This window comes from Bradyrhizobium sp. LM2.9, from assembly GCF_054056555.1.
The window spans coordinates 3,420,678-3,437,856 of sequence record NZ_JBSRYJ010000002.1 but is presented as its reverse complement, the minus strand read 5'-3'; the positions used below and the strand labels follow the sequence as shown (position 1 = coordinate 3,437,856).

The 17,179-nt window shown below is 63.7% G+C and carries 16 protein-coding genes and 2 pseudogenes; 4 read left to right on the top strand and 14 right to left on the bottom strand.

The window, feature by feature from the left end:
* Positions 1 to 6 precede the first annotated feature (6 nt).
* The 3 genes and pseudogenes from ACVWW3_RS18300 to ACVWW3_RS18290 form a co-directional block, all read right to left on the bottom strand.
* Positions 7 to 924, bottom strand: coding sequence for an ABC transporter permease (locus ACVWW3_RS18300; RefSeq protein ID WP_456649114.1), 918 nt, complete (start codon positions 922 to 924; stop codon positions 7 to 9).
* Positions 911 to 2,003: pseudogene (locus ACVWW3_RS18295) on the bottom strand (ABC transporter permease). The gene ACVWW3_RS18300 and the pseudogene ACVWW3_RS18295 overlap by 14 nt, the downstream one beginning before the upstream one ends.
* A complete protein-coding gene (locus ACVWW3_RS18290) occupies positions 1,987 to 3,558 on the bottom strand; it encodes an ABC transporter ATP-binding protein (RefSeq protein WP_456649116.1) in 1,572 nt (523 codons plus the stop codon). The pseudogene ACVWW3_RS18295 and the gene ACVWW3_RS18290 overlap by 17 nt, the downstream one beginning before the upstream one ends.
* Before the next feature lie 572 nt (positions 3,559 to 4,130).
* On the opposite strand from ACVWW3_RS18290, the gene ACVWW3_RS18285 reads away from it, so the two are divergent.
* On the top strand, positions 4,131 to 5,240 hold the full coding sequence (locus tag ACVWW3_RS18285) for a hypothetical protein (protein ID WP_456649117.1): 1,110 nt from the start codon (positions 4,131 to 4,133) through the stop codon (positions 5,238 to 5,240).
* Between the two features lie 158 nt (positions 5,241 to 5,398).
* Here ACVWW3_RS18285 and ACVWW3_RS18280 read toward each other — a convergent pair whose 3' ends face one another.
* From ACVWW3_RS18280 to ACVWW3_RS18255, 6 genes are read right to left on the bottom strand one after another with little or no spacing between them, the layout of a single operon-like run.
* Positions 5,399 to 5,881, bottom strand: coding sequence for a nucleoside deaminase (locus ACVWW3_RS18280; RefSeq protein ID WP_456649118.1), 483 nt, complete (start codon positions 5,879 to 5,881; stop codon positions 5,399 to 5,401).
* Between the two features lie 13 nt (positions 5,882 to 5,894).
* The gene (locus ACVWW3_RS18275) at positions 5,895 to 7,427 is read right to left on the bottom strand and encodes an ABC transporter ATP-binding protein (RefSeq protein WP_456649119.1); all 1,533 of its coding nucleotides are present in this window, start codon (positions 7,425 to 7,427) and stop codon (positions 5,895 to 5,897) included.
* Positions 7,424 to 8,107, bottom strand: a complete 684-nt coding sequence (gene biuH, locus ACVWW3_RS18270; protein ID WP_456649120.1) for a biuret amidohydrolase — start codon at positions 8,105 to 8,107, stop codon at positions 7,424 to 7,426. Before biuH ends, ACVWW3_RS18275 begins: the two co-directional genes overlap by 4 nt.
* Positions 8,108 to 8,118: 11 nt before the next feature.
* A complete protein-coding gene (locus ACVWW3_RS18265; protein ID WP_456649121.1) occupies positions 8,119 to 9,045 on the bottom strand; it encodes an ABC transporter permease in 927 nt (308 codons plus the stop codon).
* A gap of 1 nt (position 9,046) precedes the next feature.
* On the bottom strand, positions 9,047 to 10,159 hold the full coding sequence (locus tag ACVWW3_RS18260) for an ABC transporter permease (protein ID WP_456649122.1): 1,113 nt from the start codon (positions 10,157 to 10,159) through the stop codon (positions 9,047 to 9,049).
* The gene (locus ACVWW3_RS18255; RefSeq protein WP_456649123.1) at positions 10,156 to 11,268 is read right to left on the bottom strand and encodes a BMP family ABC transporter substrate-binding protein; all 1,113 of its coding nucleotides are present in this window, start codon (positions 11,266 to 11,268) and stop codon (positions 10,156 to 10,158) included. Before ACVWW3_RS18255 ends, ACVWW3_RS18260 begins: the two co-directional genes overlap by 4 nt.
* Positions 11,269 to 11,668: 400 nt before the next feature.
* Between ACVWW3_RS18255 and ACVWW3_RS18250 the strand changes: the two genes are divergently transcribed.
* Positions 11,669 to 12,928 carry an allantoate amidohydrolase gene (locus ACVWW3_RS18250; protein WP_456649124.1) on the top strand — a complete coding sequence of 420 codons (1,260 nt, stop codon included), beginning with the start codon at positions 11,669 to 11,671 and terminating at the stop codon, positions 12,926 to 12,928.
* 88 nt (positions 12,929 to 13,016) lie between these two features.
* Positions 13,017 to 13,241: pseudogene (locus ACVWW3_RS18245) on the top strand (hypothetical protein); the annotation flags it as partial.
* A gap of 109 nt (positions 13,242 to 13,350) precedes the next feature.
* Here ACVWW3_RS18245 and ACVWW3_RS18240 read toward each other — a convergent pair.
* Together ACVWW3_RS18240 and ACVWW3_RS18235 are read right to left on the bottom strand one after the other, a co-directional pair.
* Positions 13,351 to 13,479 (bottom strand): hypothetical protein, encoded by a 129-nt coding sequence (locus ACVWW3_RS18240; protein ID WP_456649125.1) that lies wholly within the window; start codon positions 13,477 to 13,479, stop codon positions 13,351 to 13,353.
* 44 nt (positions 13,480 to 13,523) lie between these two features.
* A complete protein-coding gene (locus ACVWW3_RS18235; RefSeq protein ID WP_456649126.1) occupies positions 13,524 to 13,745 on the bottom strand; it encodes a hypothetical protein in 222 nt (73 codons plus the stop codon).
* Between the two features lie 349 nt (positions 13,746 to 14,094).
* On the opposite strand from ACVWW3_RS18235, the gene ACVWW3_RS18230 reads away from it, so the two are divergent.
* The gene (locus ACVWW3_RS18230) at positions 14,095 to 14,277 is read left to right on the top strand and encodes a hypothetical protein (protein ID WP_247348323.1); all 183 of its coding nucleotides are present in this window, start codon (positions 14,095 to 14,097) and stop codon (positions 14,275 to 14,277) included.
* A gap of 21 nt (positions 14,278 to 14,298) precedes the next feature.
* Here ACVWW3_RS18230 and ACVWW3_RS18225 read toward each other — a convergent pair whose 3' ends face one another.
* The 3 genes from ACVWW3_RS18225 to ACVWW3_RS18215 all read right to left on the bottom strand — a co-directional run bounded on the left by ACVWW3_RS18225 (position 14,299) and on the right by ACVWW3_RS18215 (position 16,976).
* Positions 14,299 to 15,675, bottom strand: a complete 1,377-nt coding sequence (locus ACVWW3_RS18225) for a vWA domain-containing protein (protein WP_456649127.1) — start codon at positions 15,673 to 15,675, stop codon at positions 14,299 to 14,301.
* A gap of 5 nt (positions 15,676 to 15,680) precedes the next feature.
* The gene (locus ACVWW3_RS18220) at positions 15,681 to 16,628 is read right to left on the bottom strand and encodes an AAA family ATPase (RefSeq protein WP_456649128.1); all 948 of its coding nucleotides are present in this window, start codon (positions 16,626 to 16,628) and stop codon (positions 15,681 to 15,683) included.
* A 147-nt stretch (positions 16,629 to 16,775) separates the two neighbouring features.
* Positions 16,776 to 16,976 carry a hypothetical protein gene (locus ACVWW3_RS18215; protein WP_247443856.1) on the bottom strand — a complete coding sequence of 67 codons (201 nt, stop codon included), beginning with the start codon at positions 16,974 to 16,976 and terminating at the stop codon, positions 16,776 to 16,778.
* Positions 16,977 to 17,179: the final 203 nt, after the last annotated feature.

Here is a 17,179-nt window from a genome sequence, read left to right as displayed (position 1 = left end):
GAAACGCTAGCGATCCGGCACGAACACGGTGCCGAGCGCGGCCGGCGCGGTCGATCCGCCGGTGCGCGCGCGGGAGAGCAGGACCAGCACGATGACGGTCGCAAGGTAAGGCAGCGCCGACATGAACTGCGAGGGAATGCCGACGCCCCAACCCTGCGCGTGCAGTTGCAGGATCGTCACCGCCCCGAACAGGTAGGCGCCGACCACGAGTCGGCCGGGCCGCCAGGACGAGAACACCACCAGCGCCAGCGCGATCCAGCCGCGGCCTGCAGTCATGCCCGGAATGAAGAAGGGCGTATAGGCGAGCGGCAGATAAGCGCCGGCAAGTCCGGCGCAGGCGCCGCCGAACATCACGGCGAAGGTGCGGATGCGCAGCACGGGATAGCCGAGCGCATGCGCGGAGACGTGGTTGTCGCCGCAGGCGCGCAGGATCAAGCCCGGTCGCGTGCGGTACAGGAACCACCAGACGCCGACGACCAGCGCCAGCGAGAAATAGATGAAGGCGTCCTCGCCGAACAGCACGCGGCCGATCAGCGGGATGTCGGTCAAACCGGGGACGTAGAGATGCACTGCCGGCGTGATGCGCTCGCCGACGAAGCCAGCGCCGATCAGGCCGGACAGACCGACGCCGAGGATGGTCAGTGCGAGACCTGTCGCAACCTGGTTGACCGCAAGCCCGAGCGCCATCAGCGCGAAGACCAGCGACATCATCGTGCCGGCGACGATGCCGAACAGCGCGCCAATAAAGATCGAACCGGTTAGCCAAGCGCCGGCAAAGCCGCAGGCGGCGCCGACGATCATCATGCCCTCGACCCCGAGATTGAGCACGCCGGATCGTTCGGTCACGAGCTCGCCGGTCGCCGCGATCAGAAGCGGCGTCGAGGCGGCGAGCACCGCGAGGATGATGGCTTCAACCAGTTCCACGAGCCACCTGTCGGTTCGGGAAAACCAGCTTGAAGCGGTAAAGAATGAGGGAATCGCAGGCGAGCACGTAGAACAGCAGGATGCCCTGAAAAACCTTGGTGACGTCCAACGGAACCTTCATTGTGATCTGCGCCTGCTCGCCGCCGATAAAGGTCAACGCGAGAAAAAGGCCTGCAATTAATATTCCAAGCGGGTTCAATCGGCCGAGGAAGGCAACGATGATCGCGGTAAAACCGTAGCCCGGCGAGATGCCGGGCTGGAGATGCCCGACCGGTCCTGCGACCTCGATGATACCGGCGAGGCCCGCGAGCGCGCCGGTGACCGCGAAGGTCAGGATGACCAACTGATTGGAATTGAAGCCGCCGAACCGCGCGGCGCGGGGCGCTGCACCGACCACGCGAATCTCGAATCCCTTGATGGTGCGTCCGAGCAATATGGCCACCGCCGCGACGACCAGCAGCGCGACGATGGAGCCGAGATGCAGCCGGCCGCCTTCGATCAGCAGCGGCACCGTTGCGACCGGATCGAACTCGGCCGTAGTCGGGAAGTTGAAACCGTGCGGATCGCGCCATGGCCCGCGCACGAGATAGTCGAGGAAGAGGTCGGCGACATAGACCAGCATCAGGCTGGTCAGGATTTCGCTGGCGCCGAACTTCACCTTGCAGATCGCCGGGATCAGCGCGTAGAGCGCGCCCGCTGCGGCGGCGAGCACAAGCATGACCGGCAGCACCCAGACGCCGGCGTCGGTGCCTTGCGTCTTCACCGCAATCCAGCTTCCGGCGACTGCGCCGATCAGGAACTGCCCTTCGGCGCCGATGTTCCAGGCGTTGGCGAGATAGCAGAGCGACAGCCCGATCGCGATCATCACCAGCGGCGTCGCCTTCACCGCGATTTCCTGGAGCGAATAGCTGTCGGTCAAAGGCGCGATGAAATAAGGCGTGCAGGGCGAGCAGCGGATTCTTGCCGAGAATCGCGAACAGGATGACCATCGTCACGATCGTGAGGCCGATCGCGATCAGCGGAGAGATCAGTGCGATCGTGTTGGAACGTTCCGCGCGCTTCTCAAGCACCAACTGCATGCACGGCCTCCTTCGGCTCCAGCGTGCTGCCGCCCATCAACAGCCCGAGTTTTTCGCGGGTCGCCTCGCTGATGGCGAGCGGGGCGGTCAGATGGCCGTGGAACATCACGGCAATGCGGTCGGCGATTTCCGCGAGCTCGTCGAGGTCCTGACTGGTGACGAGCACGGCGGCACCGGCGGTTGCAAGATCAAGCAGCGCCTGGCGAATGACGGCGGCAGCGCCCGCGTCGACGCCCCAGGTCGGCTGGCTCACCACCAGCACCGCGGGGTTGCGCAGGATCTCGCGTCCCACGATGAACTTTTGCAGATTGCCGCCGGAGAGGCTCGCGGCTTCCGGATCGCGCTTGGCCTTGCGGACGTCGAACGTCTCGGTCGTGCGATCGACCGTCTTCAGCGTCGCGGCGGTGTCGATGAAGCCGTGATGGACCATACCGCTGGCGGCGTGCCCGGTGAGCAGCGCGTTCTCCGAAAGCTTCATGCGCGGCGCAGTGCCGTGGCCGAGCCGCTCTTCGGGAACGAAAGCCGCGCCGAGCTTGCGGCGCTGCGTGATCGAGAGGTGGCCGGCAGCAAGGCCTTCGATCACGATCGTGCCGGGGTCCCTCGACAAGCGCTCGCCGGACAGTGCAGCGAACAATTCGTCCTGGCCGTTGCCCGCGACTCCGGCAATGCCGAGGATTTCGCCACCCTTCAGCTCGAACGAGATATGCTCGAGCCGCACGCCATGCGCCTCGCCAGGAGCGAGCGTGAGGTCGTTGACGACGAGGCGCGGCACGGTGGTCTTCCGGCCGGCGGCCGCTTTCACTTGCTTGACCTCGCCGCCGACCATCATGCGCGCGAGCGATGCGGCGGTCTCAAGCCTGGGATTGCACGTCTCGACCTTCTTGCCGCCGCGCAGGATCGTCGCGGTGTCGCACAGGCGCTTCACCTCTTCGAGCTTGTGGCTGATGTAGAGGATGGCGCGGCCTTCGGCCTTGAGCCGCTCCAGCACGATGAAGAGCTGGTCGACTTCCTGCGGGGTCAGCACCGCGGTGGGTTCGTCCAGGATCAGGAATTGCGGATCCTGCATCAGCGCGCGGACAATCTCGATGCGCTGGCGTTCGCCGACCGACAATTGCCAGACCTCGCGTTTGGGATCGAGCGGCAGACCATAAGTCTTCGACACCTGCTCAAGCCGTGCCGAGATGTCCTTGAAAGACTCTCTCCCATCGAGGCCGAGCGCGACGTTCTCGGCGACGGTGAGATTGTCGAACAGCGAGAAATGCTGGAACACCATGCCGATGCCGCGACTGCGAGCTTCCGAGGGACCGGTCAGCGCGACCGGCTTGCCGTTCCAGAAAATATCGCCGGCGCTGGGCTGGATCAGCCCGTAGATCGCCTTGACCAGCGTCGACTTGCCGGCGCCGTTCTCGCCCAGCAGCGCGTGGATCTCTTTCGGCCAGATATCGATGTCGATGGCATCGTTGGCGAGGAAATCCCCATAGCGCTTGGTAAGCCCGATCGTCCTGAGGAGCGGGGTTTCGCCGGAATGCAGGCCGTTAGTCGTTGGATCCAACATTCGCTGATGCGCTTGCACGGGGTGAAGTGCCTCAATAGTGGGCTAGTTTGAACCGTCGCGTAAGGTGTGAAAAAGCGTCATCCCTTGCTCAACGCTTCGGCAGGCAGGTGGTGTCGGCGAGCCGCTGCTTTCGCCGGGCGGCGATCGACCTCAAATGCTTCCCGAACCGCCTTTGCAGTGCCGGCTCGCGTGTGACGCCTGTTGCAAATTTGTGACGGATCAAACCAAATCGGAACCCGCTATGCAGGCTTGACGTGAACTTGAGCAGAGACGCGCCATCACGCGTATGCATTTGCGAACACCGCGACAGTAGCTCCCGGCCATCGTGTCTGCCTTGTCCGCTCGACATGAAAGGCGAGTGAAATCAAATGGGAATTTCCGGCAATGGCCGCTCTCGCCTGACCGCGTGGCGGTGAGATTGGTCCTCCAAATCCGCCGGTGAAACGCAGCCTCCTGGGCAAACAAGCGGCATGCCTTGAAACAAGTTGAGGCTTCTCACTCCGGGAGATCGGCGCAAGTGTCGCACCAAGGGACGCTCATTTTTACGTGTCCAAAATTTGGGGGTATTCAGGATGTCATTTCGTTTCAAGGCAATTGCAGCAGGGGCGCTGTCACTTGCCACGCTCGCTACCGGTGGCCTGGCTCAGGCAGCGGATCTGCCGGTCAAGGCTGCCAAGAAGGCGGCGGACCTCCCATTCTTCCTGGTGATCGACGACCGCGTCACCTTCTCCTACATTTTCAACGCCTCGCAGCCCGGTGCGTTCACCAACACCAACGGGGTGATCAACGCCAAGACGACGAAGCAGGTCTACTCCTTCACCCATTTCGATGCCTGGGCTTACGGCACCAACTTCTTCACCATCTCGATGTTCAAGTCGGACCACAACGATCCGGCGGCCCCCTGCACCGCCACAGGCGTGATCGTTTCGCCGGCTGCGGGCTTCGCAGCGACGCCGGCGAGCTGTGCCGGCGCGACAGAAATCTATGGCCTTTTCCGCTCGACCTTCGGTTGGAACGAGATCTTCAACACCAAGGCCTTCACGCAGGGACCGCTGCACAACATCTCGTTCGAGCTTGGCATGGATGCCAACACGGAGAACCGGTATTTCGGCGCCGCCAAGCGCGACGTCGTCGCCGGTCTGCAGTTCGCCTTCGACCTTCCCTACAAGGGCTATTTCAACGTAGCGCCGCTGGTGTACTGGGAGTTTGCCAACCACAACTCCTTCTCGCAGTGCGGCGCCGGTTGGTCCGCGCCGTGTATTGCCGACGGCAACACGTCGTTCAAGCCAACCTGGGCGATCGAGACCAATTATTATATGGACCTCGGCTTCCTGCCGCCGGACATGCAGTATTTCTCGATCAGCGGCCGCGCCGGCTGGTACGGCAAGAAGGGAACGGACACCGAGCCGCTTCCCGCCAGCGTCGCCAACGGCGTCTATCCCACCAAGGTCGAGTTCAACTCCGAGCCGATCCGCCTGACCCTCGATGCCTCGAAGGCGGTCTGGGGTGAGAAGTATTCGCACTTCGTGGACGTCTGGGTCGCCTACCGCTACTGGCAGAACAAGTTTGGCCTCGATCACAACAACGCCGTGGCCTGCACCACCCTGGCCGGTGGGGCAAAGGTGAGCACCGGGTCCTGCACCGAGTCCTCGCTCTACTCCGGTGTCACTGTGAAGTTCTAGCCACCTGACACTCTTCGGCTGAACGACGATGATGCCGCGTCAAACCTCCGTGGCGTCATCTTCGTTTGTGGATAAGGAAAGTAGGTAGATGAGCACGTTGCTGCGCGAAGCGCAGTCCGCTGGCGGTAACCTACCCAACGGAGTTGAACTCTTGTTTGCTACTTCCACACGCCGTCGTGCAGCGCTTCGGCCTCGTCTTCGAGCAGTGGCCCCACAACCTCCGTCGGCCGTTGCCCGCTGGCAAAGACCTCGCGGCAGGGCAGGTCGAGTGTCGGGTTCTCTGGATGGTCGCCGGTGATGCCGCGCAGGCGGTGCTCGCTGAGGCCGTAGACCACACGGCTGATGCCGACCCAGTAGATCGCGCCGGCGCACATCGCACAGGGCTCTGCGGAGGAGTAGAGCGTGGCCTTCGCCAGCACCTCGCGGCCGAGCGTACGGCAGGCCTGCGTCGCCGCGAGACGCTCGGCATGCGCGGTGCCATCGTGATCCGGCATGTAGCCGTTCTCGGTCTCGATCAGCACCCTGCCGTCGGCATCGACGACGATGCAACCGAAGGGATGGTTGCCATGGGTGAGGGAACGGCGGGCGACCGCAAACGAAAGGCGGAGGAAGTGTTCGTCGCGCTCGGATGCGCCGCTCATCGCTCTTCCCTGGTCAATGCCCCGCCATGTGTCGGCCGACTACGGTGAGATCGGCCTCGCTGGTCCGTGCTTCATACACGAATTCGCCGTGGAACATCACCACCAGCCGGTCGGAGAGTTCCAGCAGTTCGTCGAGATCCTCGCTGACCAGCAGCACAGCGGCGCCGCGATTGCGCGCGGCCATGATCTCGGCATGGATCTGCGCCACCGCGGCGAAGTCGAGCCCGAAACAGGGATTGGCCGCTATCAGTACTTCGACCTTGCTGCCGAGCTCGCGGGCCAGCACGGCGCGCTGGACGTTGCCGCCCGACAGCGCCGAGATCGGCGTCTCCGGCGTGCGGGTCTTGATCTTGTACTGGGCTATCTTCTTCCTGGCGTCGTCGCGAAAGGCGCCGCGGTTAAGCCACCAGCCGCCGCTGGCGAACGGCGCGCGGTCGAACTCGCGAAAAGCGATGTTGTCGGCGACGCTCATGCCGCCGACGCAGGCGTTCTTCAGCGGCTCCTCCGGGAGGAGCGACATCTTGTGGCGCCGCATCTCCTCGCGGCTGGCGTGATAGGGATCGCCAGCGACGCGGATCTCGCCGCTCTCGGCTTCGCGCTGGCCGGCCAGCACCTCGACCAGCTGGCGCTGGCCGTTGCCGGAGACGCCGGCGATGCCGACGATCTCGCCGGCACGGACAGTGAGCGAGACGTCGTGCACAGCGATGGCGCCGGCGTCGTCGAGCGCGCGCAGCTCCGCCAGCTCCAGCCTCGCCTTGCCGGCCTCACCGGTGCGCGGCGGCTGTATCGTCAGCTCCTCGGCGCCGATCATGGTGCGCGCCATCGCGTCCGGCGTCAGCTCGGAAACCTTGCCCGCTCCGGCGAGCTTGCCGCGGCGCAGGATCGTGACGTCGTCGGCGAAGGCCATGACCTCGCGGAACTTGTGCGTGATCATCAGGATGGTCAGCTCGCCCTTGACGACCATGTCGCGAAGCATGCCGAGCACTTCGTCGGCTTCCGCGGGCGTCAGCACTGAGGTCGGCTCGTCCAGGATCAGGAAGCGGCGCTTCAGGTAGAGCTGCTTGAGGATCTCGCATTTTTGGCGCTCGCCGGCCGAGATGGCGGAGACTTTTGCGCCGAGCGGCACCTTGAACGGCATGCGGGTCAGAAAGGCCTCGAGCTCCTTCATTTCCTTCGGCCAGTTCACCACGGCCGGTACGTCGTCGCGCGCCAGCACCAGATTTTCGGCGACCGTCATCGCCGGCACCAGCGTAAAATGCTGGTAGACCATGCCGAGGCCGAGCGCGTGGGCGTCCTTCGGATTGCCGATCGCCTGCTCGCGCCCGCCGACGAGAATGTCGCCCTCGGTGGCGTGATAGTAACCCATGATGCATTTGACCAGCGTCGACTTGCCGGCGCCGTTCTCGCCCAGCAGCGCATGGAACGAACCCGGCCGCACCTTCAGTGCGACATTGTCCAGCGCCAGGAAATCACCGAAGCGCATGGTCATGGCGATCGCGTCGACACCGAAGGCGCCTGACGGCGGTGGTGTTTCGCCGATGATCACGAAATCGCCCCGATGAAGGCGCCTGACGTCGAGACCGCGCCAAACACGCCGCCCTGCATCTTGATCATCTTCAGCGCGTGCTCGTGGTTGCTCCTGTCGGTCGCACCGCAGCAATCGTGCAGCAGCACGCATTCGAAGCCGCGGTCGTTGGCCTCGCGCATGGTGGTGTGAACGCAGACGTCGGTGGTAATCCCTGTCAGCACGATATTCTCGATGCCGCGCACGCGCAGGATCAGCTCCAGGTCGGTGGCGCAGAACGAGCCCTTGCCGGGCTTGTCGATGATGGGTTCTCCGGGGAGGGGTGCGAGCTCCGGGATGATGTCCCAGCCGGGCTCACCGCGTACCAGGATGCGGCCGCACGGGCCGGGATCGCCGATGCCGGCGCCGATCTGGCGCGAGCGCCAGCGCTTGTTGGCGGGAAGATCAGAGAGATCGGGACGATGGCCTTCGCGTGTATGGATGATGTGAAAGCCTTGGGCACGCATCGCCGCGAGCAGCTTCTTGATCGGCTCGATCGGCGCCCGCGTCAGTGAAAGATCGTAGCCCATCTTGTCGACATAACCGCCGATGCCACAGAAATCGGTCTGCATGTCGATGATGATGAGCGCGGTGTTCTCGGGGCGGAGATCGCCGTTGTACGGCCAGGCATAGGGCTCGGACTTGATGGTGCGCTCGGGCATGATTTCGCTTCCTAGCGGGTGATCGACAATTCGGCCGGGGCTCCGGTCAGCGTTCGCTTCGGCGAGCAGGTGATGATCATGATCGCCAGCGTCAGGATGTAGGGTGCTGCGTTGAAGAGGTGATAGCCGGAGGTGACGCCGACCGATTGCAACGCCGGTCCCAGCGCCGCGGCGCCGCCGAAGGCGAGCGAGGCCCACATACACAGCAAGGGATCCCACCGCGCGAAGATCACGAGCGCCACGGCCGTGATGCCCTGGCCCGAGGACAGGCCCTCGTTCCAGCTTCCGGGATAGAACAGCGACAGGAACGAACCGCCGATGCCGGCGAGGAAACCGCCGACCATCGTCGCGCGCAGGCGGATCAGCAGCACCGAGTAGCCCATGGCACGTGCGGCATCCGAGCTTTCGCCGGCGGTGCGGATCAACAAACCCCAGCGCGTGGTGCGGAAGGCCCAGTATAGGATCGGGGCCAGCGCCACGCCGATCAGGAACATCACATTGATGCGGAGCGCGGCGCGAAGCTGCGGGATATCGCTCCACCAGCCGAAATCGATCGCTGGCAGCCGCGGCGCGGTCGGTTCGATCAGCGGCTTGCCGAGGTAGAAGGCGAGCCCGGTGCCGAACAGCATCAAGGCGATGCCGACGGCAATGTCGTTGACGCGCGGCAGCGAACAGATGCCGGCATGCAATGCGCCGAGCAATGCGCCGGTGATGCCGGCGGCGAGCACGCCCAACCACGGCGATCCCGTGAGATAGGAGATGCCGTAGGCGCTCATCGCGCCCATCACCAGCGTGCCTTCAAGGCCGAGATTGATGCGGCCGGAGCGCTCGGTGATGCATTCCCCGAGGCTCACGAACAGGAACGGCGTCGAGACGCGAATGGCGCCGCCGAGCACGGCGAGCGGGACGGTCCAGAGTCCGATCGAGCCGTCTGCCATTTCACGACTTTCCCTTCAGAAATCCGATGCGGCCGTAGAGCGCATCGCTGGCCAGCACGAAGACGAAGATGATGCCTTGCAGCACCAGCACGGATGCATCCGGCAATCCGAGGCGACGCTGGAGCAGGCCGCCGCTGGCGCTAATGCCGCCGAGCAGGATTGCGACGGGGATGATGGCGAGCGGGTTCTGCCGCGCCAGGAAGGCGACAAGAATCCCGGTGAAGCCGTAGCCCGTGGCCAGATTGGCGTTGGCGCGTCCCTGCACGGCGGCGACCTCGACCATGCCGGCAAGGCCCGCGGCGCCGCCGGCGAGGAAGCAAATAGTCAGGATCAGCTTGCTGACATTGAGGCCGACGATCTTCGCGGCGCGGATGTTGCCGCCGGCAACGCGCGCGGCGAAGCCGAACACGGTGTTATAGATCAGGATATCGGCGGCGAGCGCGGCGATCAGGCCGAACAGGAGACCCCAATGCACGTCGGTACCGGGAATGGAGCCGATCATGTTGGCCGCGCCGATCTCGCGGGTCGAGGGCTTGTTGAGGCTGGCGGGGTCGCGCATCGCGCCTTCGACGAGATGATTGAGGACCGCGAGCGCAATGTAAGCGAGCAGCAGGCTCGAGATGGTCTCGTTGACGCCGCGGTACTGCCGTAGCGCGCCCGCCAGCATGATCCACAAGCCACCGCCGATGACGCCGCTGATGACCATGGCGATCTGCACGATGAGCGGCGGCAGGCCCTGGAGCGCGAGCGCGGCGCTGGTTGCCGAAAGCGCGCCAATCAGCAGCGCGCCTTCGCCGCCGATGATGACCATGCCGAGCTGCGCGGGAAGCGCCGTGCAGAGCGCGGTGAGGATCAGCGGCGCCGCGCGCGTCAACGTGTTCTGCCATGAGAACCAGGTGCCGAACGCGCCGTAGTACATGTAGAAATAGAGGTCGAGCGGGTTCTTGCCGAACATCGCGACGAAGATGCCGAAGACCGCGAGCGCGCCGGCCAGCGCCGCGCCCGGGATCAGGACATATTCGATCGCTCCGCCGTGACGTTGGAGGAATCCCGGATCGGCGGCCGGGGCAACAGTCCCGACCGCTTCAGTGGAATCCGCCGCCTCCGCTGTCACGAAGTCGCTCCGACCACGCCCTCCACGAGATAGTCCATCTTCTCGAGCTCGGGATCCTTCTGGCCGCGATCGGTGCCGGCCGCGATCACCGTCTTGCCCTTGTTATCGACCAGGCCTCCCTTGAAGATGGCGTAGCCGTCGCCGGACAAGAACTTGGCCTTGACGTCGTCGGCGTGCTTGCGCGCTTCGGCGGAGACCACATCGCCATAGGGCGAGGTCTTGACGATCTCTTCCTTGAGGCCGCCGCGATAGAAGTTCGGGATGCTCTCGCCGGCGGCGATCATCTTGACGAACTTCGGATAGAGCGCCTCCCAGTTCCACTCGGCGCCGGTCAGGTAGGCCTTCGGCGCGAGCGGCGACTGGTTGACGTGGTAGCCGCAGACCATGGCGCCGCGGCGCGCGGCGTTCTCGACCATGGTCTTGGGACCGTCGACGTGGCAGGTCAGCACGTCGACGCCCTGGTCGATCAGGCTGTTGGTGGCTTCGGCTTCCTTGACCGGCATCGACCAGTCGCCGGTAAAGATCACCTGCGTCGTCACTTTTGGGCTGGCGAGCCTGGCGCCGAGTGCGAAGGCGTTGATGTTGCGCAGCACCTGCGGGATCGGTTTTGCGGCGACGAAGCCGAGCTTTCCGCTCTTGGAGCTATAGCCGGCGATGATGCCCGAGATGTACTGGGCTTCGTCGATATAGCCGAAATAGCTGCCGGCGTTCTTCGGGTCCTTGTCGCTCCAGAGGCCGCCGCAGTGCTCGAAGCGAAGCTTCGGGAACTTGTTGGCCATCTTGACCGTGTGCGGATTGTAATAGCCGAACGAGGTCGGGAAGAGCAGGGTGGCGCCGTCGAGATTGATCATGGACTCGAGCGTCTTCTCGACCGCGTCGGTCTCAGGCACCTTCTCTTCTTCCACGACCTTGAGGCCGGGAATCTTCTTCAATGCCGCAGCGCCCTGGGCATGCGCCTGGTTGTAGCCATAGTCGTCGCGCGAGCCGACATAGATGAAGCCGATGGTCGTCTCGGCCGCGAAGGCCGGGCGGATGCCTGCCGCCGCGCCGAGGGTGAGGGCCGCACCGCCCTGCAACAAATGACGTCGTGAGATCCTGCCAAATTCCATTGCCTGCTCCCCTTGGCGGATTGACCGCCTCGATCTCGCGGCTGCGCCGGTTTGGCGGAGCCCGGAACAAGATGTCGCAAGCTTCATGCCAGAGGTCGGGAAGCGGGCAAATTATCGTAAGCTATGGAAAAATATAGCATTTTTTAATTTTAAGGATCTTGCCGAGGAAATCGGCAGATTATTTTATAGGCAATATCTGTCTGTTGTATGCAATGGAGTTAAGCAGACCGATCAGCTCGCGCGTGTGCACGACGGGAGCTACGCTCTGCCGGCTACCCTCATTCATGCTACCCACGCGCGGATCGGGACCGCGCCCGTGATTTCGCTGGCACCGAACTTGTATCGATTGCCGCCAGGACCGCCGCTGCCGCGGGTCCCAAGAGATGGAAAGCTCGCCGAGATGGCTGCTGGTAACGCCGTTCAGAATGCATCGCTCGGCGAAGCGATCGTGCGAGGGATCAACGAGCTCGCCGCGATCTCGGAAGAAAGCGACAAACTTACTCGCATCTATCTGACCAGCGAGCTGCGCAAGGCCGCGGATCTGATCCTAAGCTGGATGCGCGAGGCCGGCATGAGTGCGCGTCTCGACGCGATTGGCAATGTCTGCGGACGCTACGAAGGGGAGCGGCCGGGCGCGCCTTGCCTGATGCTTGGCTCGCACTACGACACCGTGCGCGATGCCGGCAAATGGGACGGGCCGCTGGGCGTAATCACTGCGATCGCCTGCGTCGCCGATCTCAACCGCCGCGGCAGGCGCCTGCCGTTCGCGATCGAAATCGTCGGTTTCGCGGATGAGGAGGGGGTGCGCTTCGCTTCGACCTTGCTCGGCAGCCGTGCGGTCGCTGGCACCTTTGACGAGAGTGTCCTGAATACACGCGACCGCGATGGCGTGTCGATGCGCGATGCATTGGTCTCATTCGGCCTCGCCCCCGATCACATCGGCGCGGCTGCGCGGGCGCGGCGCGAACTGCTTGCCTATCTCGAGCTGCACATCGAGCAGGGGCCCGTGCTGGAAGCGCAAAACCTGCCCGTCGGTGTCGTCACCGCGATTGCGGGCGCGACACGGCTTGCCGCGCGCCTGACCGGCATGGCCGGTCACGCGGGCACCGTGCCGATGGCGCTGCGCCGTGACGCGCTCACTGGTGCTGCCGAATGCATCGGCGCGATCGAGCAATTCTGCCGGACCGACGCGAGCGGCCTGGTCGGCACTGTCGGTGACATCCAGGCGAGGCCCGGCGCGACCAACGTCATTCCGGGCGAGGTGTCCTTCACCATCGACATGCGGGCGCCGACCGACATGCATCGCAAGCGCGCAGTCGCCGATGTCGTCAGGCAGATCGAAGCTATCGCAAAGCGCCGCCAACTGACGCTTCAGCTCGACGTCACCCACGAGAACCGCACCGCGCCTTGCGCGCCCTGGCTCAAGGACCAGATCGCGCAGGCGATCCATGCGGAAGGTTTTTCCGTGTTCGAGCTGCCGAGCGGGGCGGGGCACGACGGCATGGCCATGATCGACATTGCCGATGTCGGCATGATCTTCGTCCGCTGCCGCGGCGGTATCAGCCATCACCCGGACGAGCATGTCGAGCCCGCCGATGCCGACGCCGGCGCGCGGGTGTTGCTGCGGGTGATCGAGAATTTTCGGCCGCGGGAAGGGTAAGTTGAGGCCGCAAGTCACGGGATAGAGACAGAATCAGGCAGGTCTGGAAGAGTGACGGCCTATCGCCGCCACCACGAGACACCCGCATATGAACAGCGACATCTCTTTTTCATCTCATCGCGAGAACCGGTTTTATCAGGGTCGGGCGGCGACCTTCGTCGCCAACGCGCTTCAGGCCGTGAATTTTCTCGGCGATCGATTCCTGCGAAAGTCACATCATCCGTTCACGGCCATCGAGGACCTTTACCGGCACTCGATGGACAGCGCCTTTGCGGTGACCGAAGCATTCCTCGTCACGGGCGCGCCGAATGCGCGCACGCCGGCCGCCTGCTGGCGGAATATTGCGGCGGTTTGACGCGTCTTCGACGTCAAAGGGAGCAACAACCGTGCCAGATTGTCGCGCGTCTCGCTGAGGAGGAGGACTATCCCGCCGCTTTCGCGGAGCTACCGAACAGCCGCATCGGCAGCGTGAAACCGTTCGAGGCGCCGTAGGTCTCGTTGACAGGCGATTTGTTCAGCCCGCCAAACCCGTTCCTGATCAGCTCCCGCATCGGCTTGCTTGCCGTCCTCGCGCCGCGTCGTTGCACGCGCGATATTACGCCACGAGATCCAGCAGGCGGCATGATCCGCGCACCAGTACCTTGCGTCCTGTCAATGTCATCTCGGGAACGCCGTCCCTGATCGCGACAAGGCCGAGCTTGATAAGGCCTTCGACGACATGGGTCTTCGTGAGGCGACTGCGCGACGGCGGATTGCGGAGCGCTTTCAGAACTTCCCATTGGTCCGGCGAAAGATCGAAGTCGATGTCGTTGCTCATGTTGCCTCAAGCGATAGTACCGTTCGCTCACCCTGTTAGCGGCGCTGCGTGAAGACCGTGCGACGACAATGAGTCGGGAATTCGGTGAGGTGTTTAGAACTCCTCTTCACAAATTGCCGCATGTCGTTGCGTCACAAGAATTAAGATCGCTCGATCACGAATATCTTCCCGGGGCCTCGATCACATATTGATGAAGCGGGCTTGATGTCGCGCGGAGATGCCGCGCTGCACGGGAAGTGCTGCTGTCCCATTCCGCGTCGCAATATGCATGGAAATCATGAGACGAAACGCTCGAGATGCTGCTACGCTGATTGGCGTGAAACGGCTTCACACGGCAGGAGTGGAGTGCATGATCAGGCTGGTCGAAATTCGCAGTCAAGAATCCCTGTGCCGGGAGCGCGCCGCGCTTGATTTCGAGCGCCGGGTTTTCTGGCTTGCGCAAGCCCAGGAATGGGAGCAGCGCGCGCTTGATGAAATCGCCTATCATTTCCGGGAGTGCAATTTGGCTCCGACGGAGTTTGCGCGAAACTGACGTCGACCGTGGCGTAAAAGCCTACTGATAAGTCGCCACGATATCGGACACCGCGCGCTCGAGCTGCTGCGCGGTGGCGCACTGGCGCACCACACTGCAGAAGGTCGCGTAGCGCGGCATCTCGGAATCGCCAAAGCCCCAGGCGAGACGTCCTTCGGGATTGAGCCACACCAGGCGCTTGGAGCGTTCGGAGATGCGGCGCAGGATGTCGGCGCGCGGGTCGAGATTATTGCTGCGGGCATCGCCGAGCACGATCACCGTGGTCTGCGGTGTCAACGTGCTCATGAACTCCTTCTCGAAATCGACCAGCGACGAGCCGTAGTCGGAGGAGCCGAAGCCCACTTTGGACATGATCTCGGCCATTGCCTCTTCCGGCGATTTCGATTCCAGGATGTCGCTGACTTCGATCAGATGCGAAGAGAAGGCGAAGGAATGGACGTCGTCGACCACCTCGTGCAGCGAGTGGATCAGGAGCAGGAAGAAATCGGAGACTTGCGCGACCGAGCCGGAGACGTCGCAGAGCGCCACGATCTTCGGCCGGTCGCGATGCTTGCGCTTCCACGCCGTGAGGAAGGGGATGCCGCCCCAGGCGGCGTTGCGGCGCAGTGTGCGGCGGACGTCGAGATGACCGCGGCGCTGGCGCTTGCGTGGTTTCGAATAACGCTCGCGCAGACGCCGCGCGATCTGGCGGATGAGAGCGCGCATCTCCGCGACATGGCGCCGCTCAATGCGGGCAAGCGGCGCGTTGCGCAGAATCTCGTTGCGGAGGTTTTCAGCCTCCTCGCGGGCATAGAGCGCAAGCCCCTGCGCGACGGTGTCGCGGACGGCTTCGCGCAGGGCGTCGAGCGCGGAGCGAAGTCGCTCTGCCAGCGCCGGGTTGGTCGCGGTCAGCTCGTCGAGATCGTCGCGCAGCCGCTGGAGCCCCATGGCGTCGAGGATGCGGCTGGAGAAGATGCCGCGCTGGGTGGAGTAGCGGATATCGGACAGAGAGGCCGCGCCTGAGGCGCTGGCGATCGCGGCTGCGATCGCGTTGCGATCCTGCGACAGCAGCATCTGCGCGAGCGGTCCCAATCCCTCGGAAGGCTGACCTTCGCCCGCTTCGCTGGCCGGGCTGGAGGAGGGCGATTGATCCGTGTCCTCCGAAGCGTCCTCGCTGTCGGCCTCGGGCTGATTCTGCCGCGGCTCCGGCTGGCTGAAGAACAGATCAAAACAGTCGCCGAGCGCGAGCTTTTCGTCCTGCGATTTGGCAAGCGTCAGGAGCAGCGCGTCGCGCAGGATGGTCCGGTCTGAAACGCCGACCTGCGTGACCGCGCGCATCGCATCGATGCTTTCGGCGGGCGAGACATGGACGCCGACGCCGCGTGCCGCACGGAAGAAACGATGGAGGTTCTCGCGCATCGGCGTCAACCGAAGACATTGGATCGTGCTGCCTTGGCAATGAAGGTCGTTATCTGAGGCTGAGCCGCCTCGATGTCGGCCTCGTATTTCAGGAGCACGTTGAGCGTGTCCTTGACTATGTCGGTGTCGAGCTCGGAAGCCTGGAGCAGAACCAGCACGCGCGCCCAGTCGATGGTCTCACTGACCGAGGGCAGCTTCTTGAGGTCGAGCGAGCGAATCTCGTGGATGAAGCCGACCATCTGCCGCCGCAGCGTCTGCGAGATGCCGGGGACGCGGCTCTCGACGATGCGCTCCTCGAGCCGCTGCTCGGGGAAGCCGATATGCAGATGCAGGCAGCGCCGCTTGAGAGCGTCGCCGAGATCCCGCTCGCTGTTGGAGGTGAGGATCACCGTCGGCGGCGTGATCGCAGAGACGGTGCCGAGCTCGGGGATCGTGACCTGGAAGTCGGAGAGGATCTCCAGCAGCAGCGATTCGAATTCCGCGTCCGACTTGTCGATCTCGTCGATCAGGAGCACGCAGCCGCCGGGCTGCTCCAGCGCTTGCAGCAGCGGCCGCGGTTCGACGAATTCCTTGGAGAAGAACACGTCGCCGAAATCGTGAAGCTGGGCGAGCGCGTCTTGCAGCGTCTGTGCGCCGCCGAGGACTTCGCCGAGCTTGTCCTTCAGGATCTGTGTGTAAAGAAGCTGCTTGGCGTATTTCCACTCGTAGAGCGCCTTGGCCTCGTCGAGGCCTTCATAGCATTGCAAGCGGATCATCTTCAGGCCGCGCCAGGCCGCGATCGCCTTGGCCAGCTCGGTCTTGCCGACGCCTGCAGGGCCTTCGACCAGAATCGGCTTTTCGATCTGTTGCGACAAATAGACGGCGGTCGCGATCTGCCGGCTCGCGATGTAGCCTTGCGCGGCGAGGCCGCTCTCCACTGCCTCGATCGCGGTCGAGGCCTTCTGTTCAGCCACGAAAGGCGCTCCCAAAGGTCTTGCTTGAGGCTTGTTCTGCCTGTGTTCCCGGCAAAGAACAAGCCTCGTTTGGGAGGGACCAGACCCGCGCGTACGGACGTATTTTCCGCTCAACGCAAATAGTTGAAAGGCCCACCGGCCGTGCGATCAGTGCCGCAGCAACTCCGGCTTGCGGATGGTCTGTCTGACCTCGGCGCCGCAATCGGCGCATTCATAGACGAAGTCGATCTTGGCAAGGCTCCAATGCGGTTCAACCTCCCGCACATACATCGGCAGGAACCCCATGCAAGCAGGGCAGATCACAGGCGCGATTTCCATATCCTGATGATGCTGTACATAAGCTGGCATCTCGGCTCTCCTTCGCAGGCGACCACCAAACCCGCGCAAAGGCTACTGCCGGTCGGCGCAAGGCCGACATCAACTCTTTCGAACAGAGACGGAACGGCGGAGGTTTGTCGTTCGCTGTGACATTCTTGTTACGTCTCGGTACTGTGACGGGCGGACTAAATGCCTATTTCAAAGGGCCGATCCGGTATTCGGACTTTTACCTC

Coding starts and splice junctions, on each gene's coding strand:
- ACVWW3_RS18280 (WP_456649118.1), bottom strand. CDS start 5,881: ATGAGCGGCGCATCCGAGCGCGACGAACACTTCCTCCGCCTTTCGTTT.
- ACVWW3_RS18240 (WP_456649125.1), bottom strand. CDS start 13,479: ATGCGGGAGCTGATCAGGAACGGGTTTGGCGGGCTGAACAAATCGCCT.
- ACVWW3_RS18265 (WP_456649121.1), bottom strand. CDS start 9,045: ATGGCAGACGGCTCGATCGGACTCTGGACCGTCCCGCTCGCCGTGCTC.
- ACVWW3_RS18230 (WP_247348323.1), top strand. CDS start 14,095: ATGATCAGGCTGGTCGAAATTCGCAGTCAAGAATCCCTGTGCCGGGAG.
- ACVWW3_RS18225 (WP_456649127.1), bottom strand. CDS start 15,675: ATGCGCGAGAACCTCCATCGTTTCTTCCGTGCGGCACGCGGCGTCGGC.
- biuH (WP_456649120.1), bottom strand. CDS start 8,107: ATGCCCGAGCGCACCATCAAGTCCGAGCCCTATGCCTGGCCGTACAAC.
- ACVWW3_RS18285 (WP_456649117.1), top strand. CDS start 4,131: ATGTCATTTCGTTTCAAGGCAATTGCAGCAGGGGCGCTGTCACTTGCC.
- ACVWW3_RS18255 (WP_456649123.1), bottom strand. CDS start 11,268: ATGGAATTTGGCAGGATCTCACGACGTCATTTGTTGCAGGGCGGTGCG.
- ACVWW3_RS18215 (WP_247443856.1), bottom strand. CDS start 16,976: ATGCCAGCTTATGTACAGCATCATCAGGATATGGAAATCGCGCCTGTG.
- ACVWW3_RS18290 (WP_456649116.1), bottom strand. CDS start 3,558: ATGTTGGATCCAACGACTAACGGCCTGCATTCCGGCGAAACCCCGCTC.
- ACVWW3_RS18250 (WP_456649124.1), top strand. CDS start 11,669: ATGGCTGCTGGTAACGCCGTTCAGAATGCATCGCTCGGCGAAGCGATC.
- ACVWW3_RS18235 (WP_456649126.1), bottom strand. CDS start 13,745: ATGAGCAACGACATCGACTTCGATCTTTCGCCGGACCAATGGGAAGTT.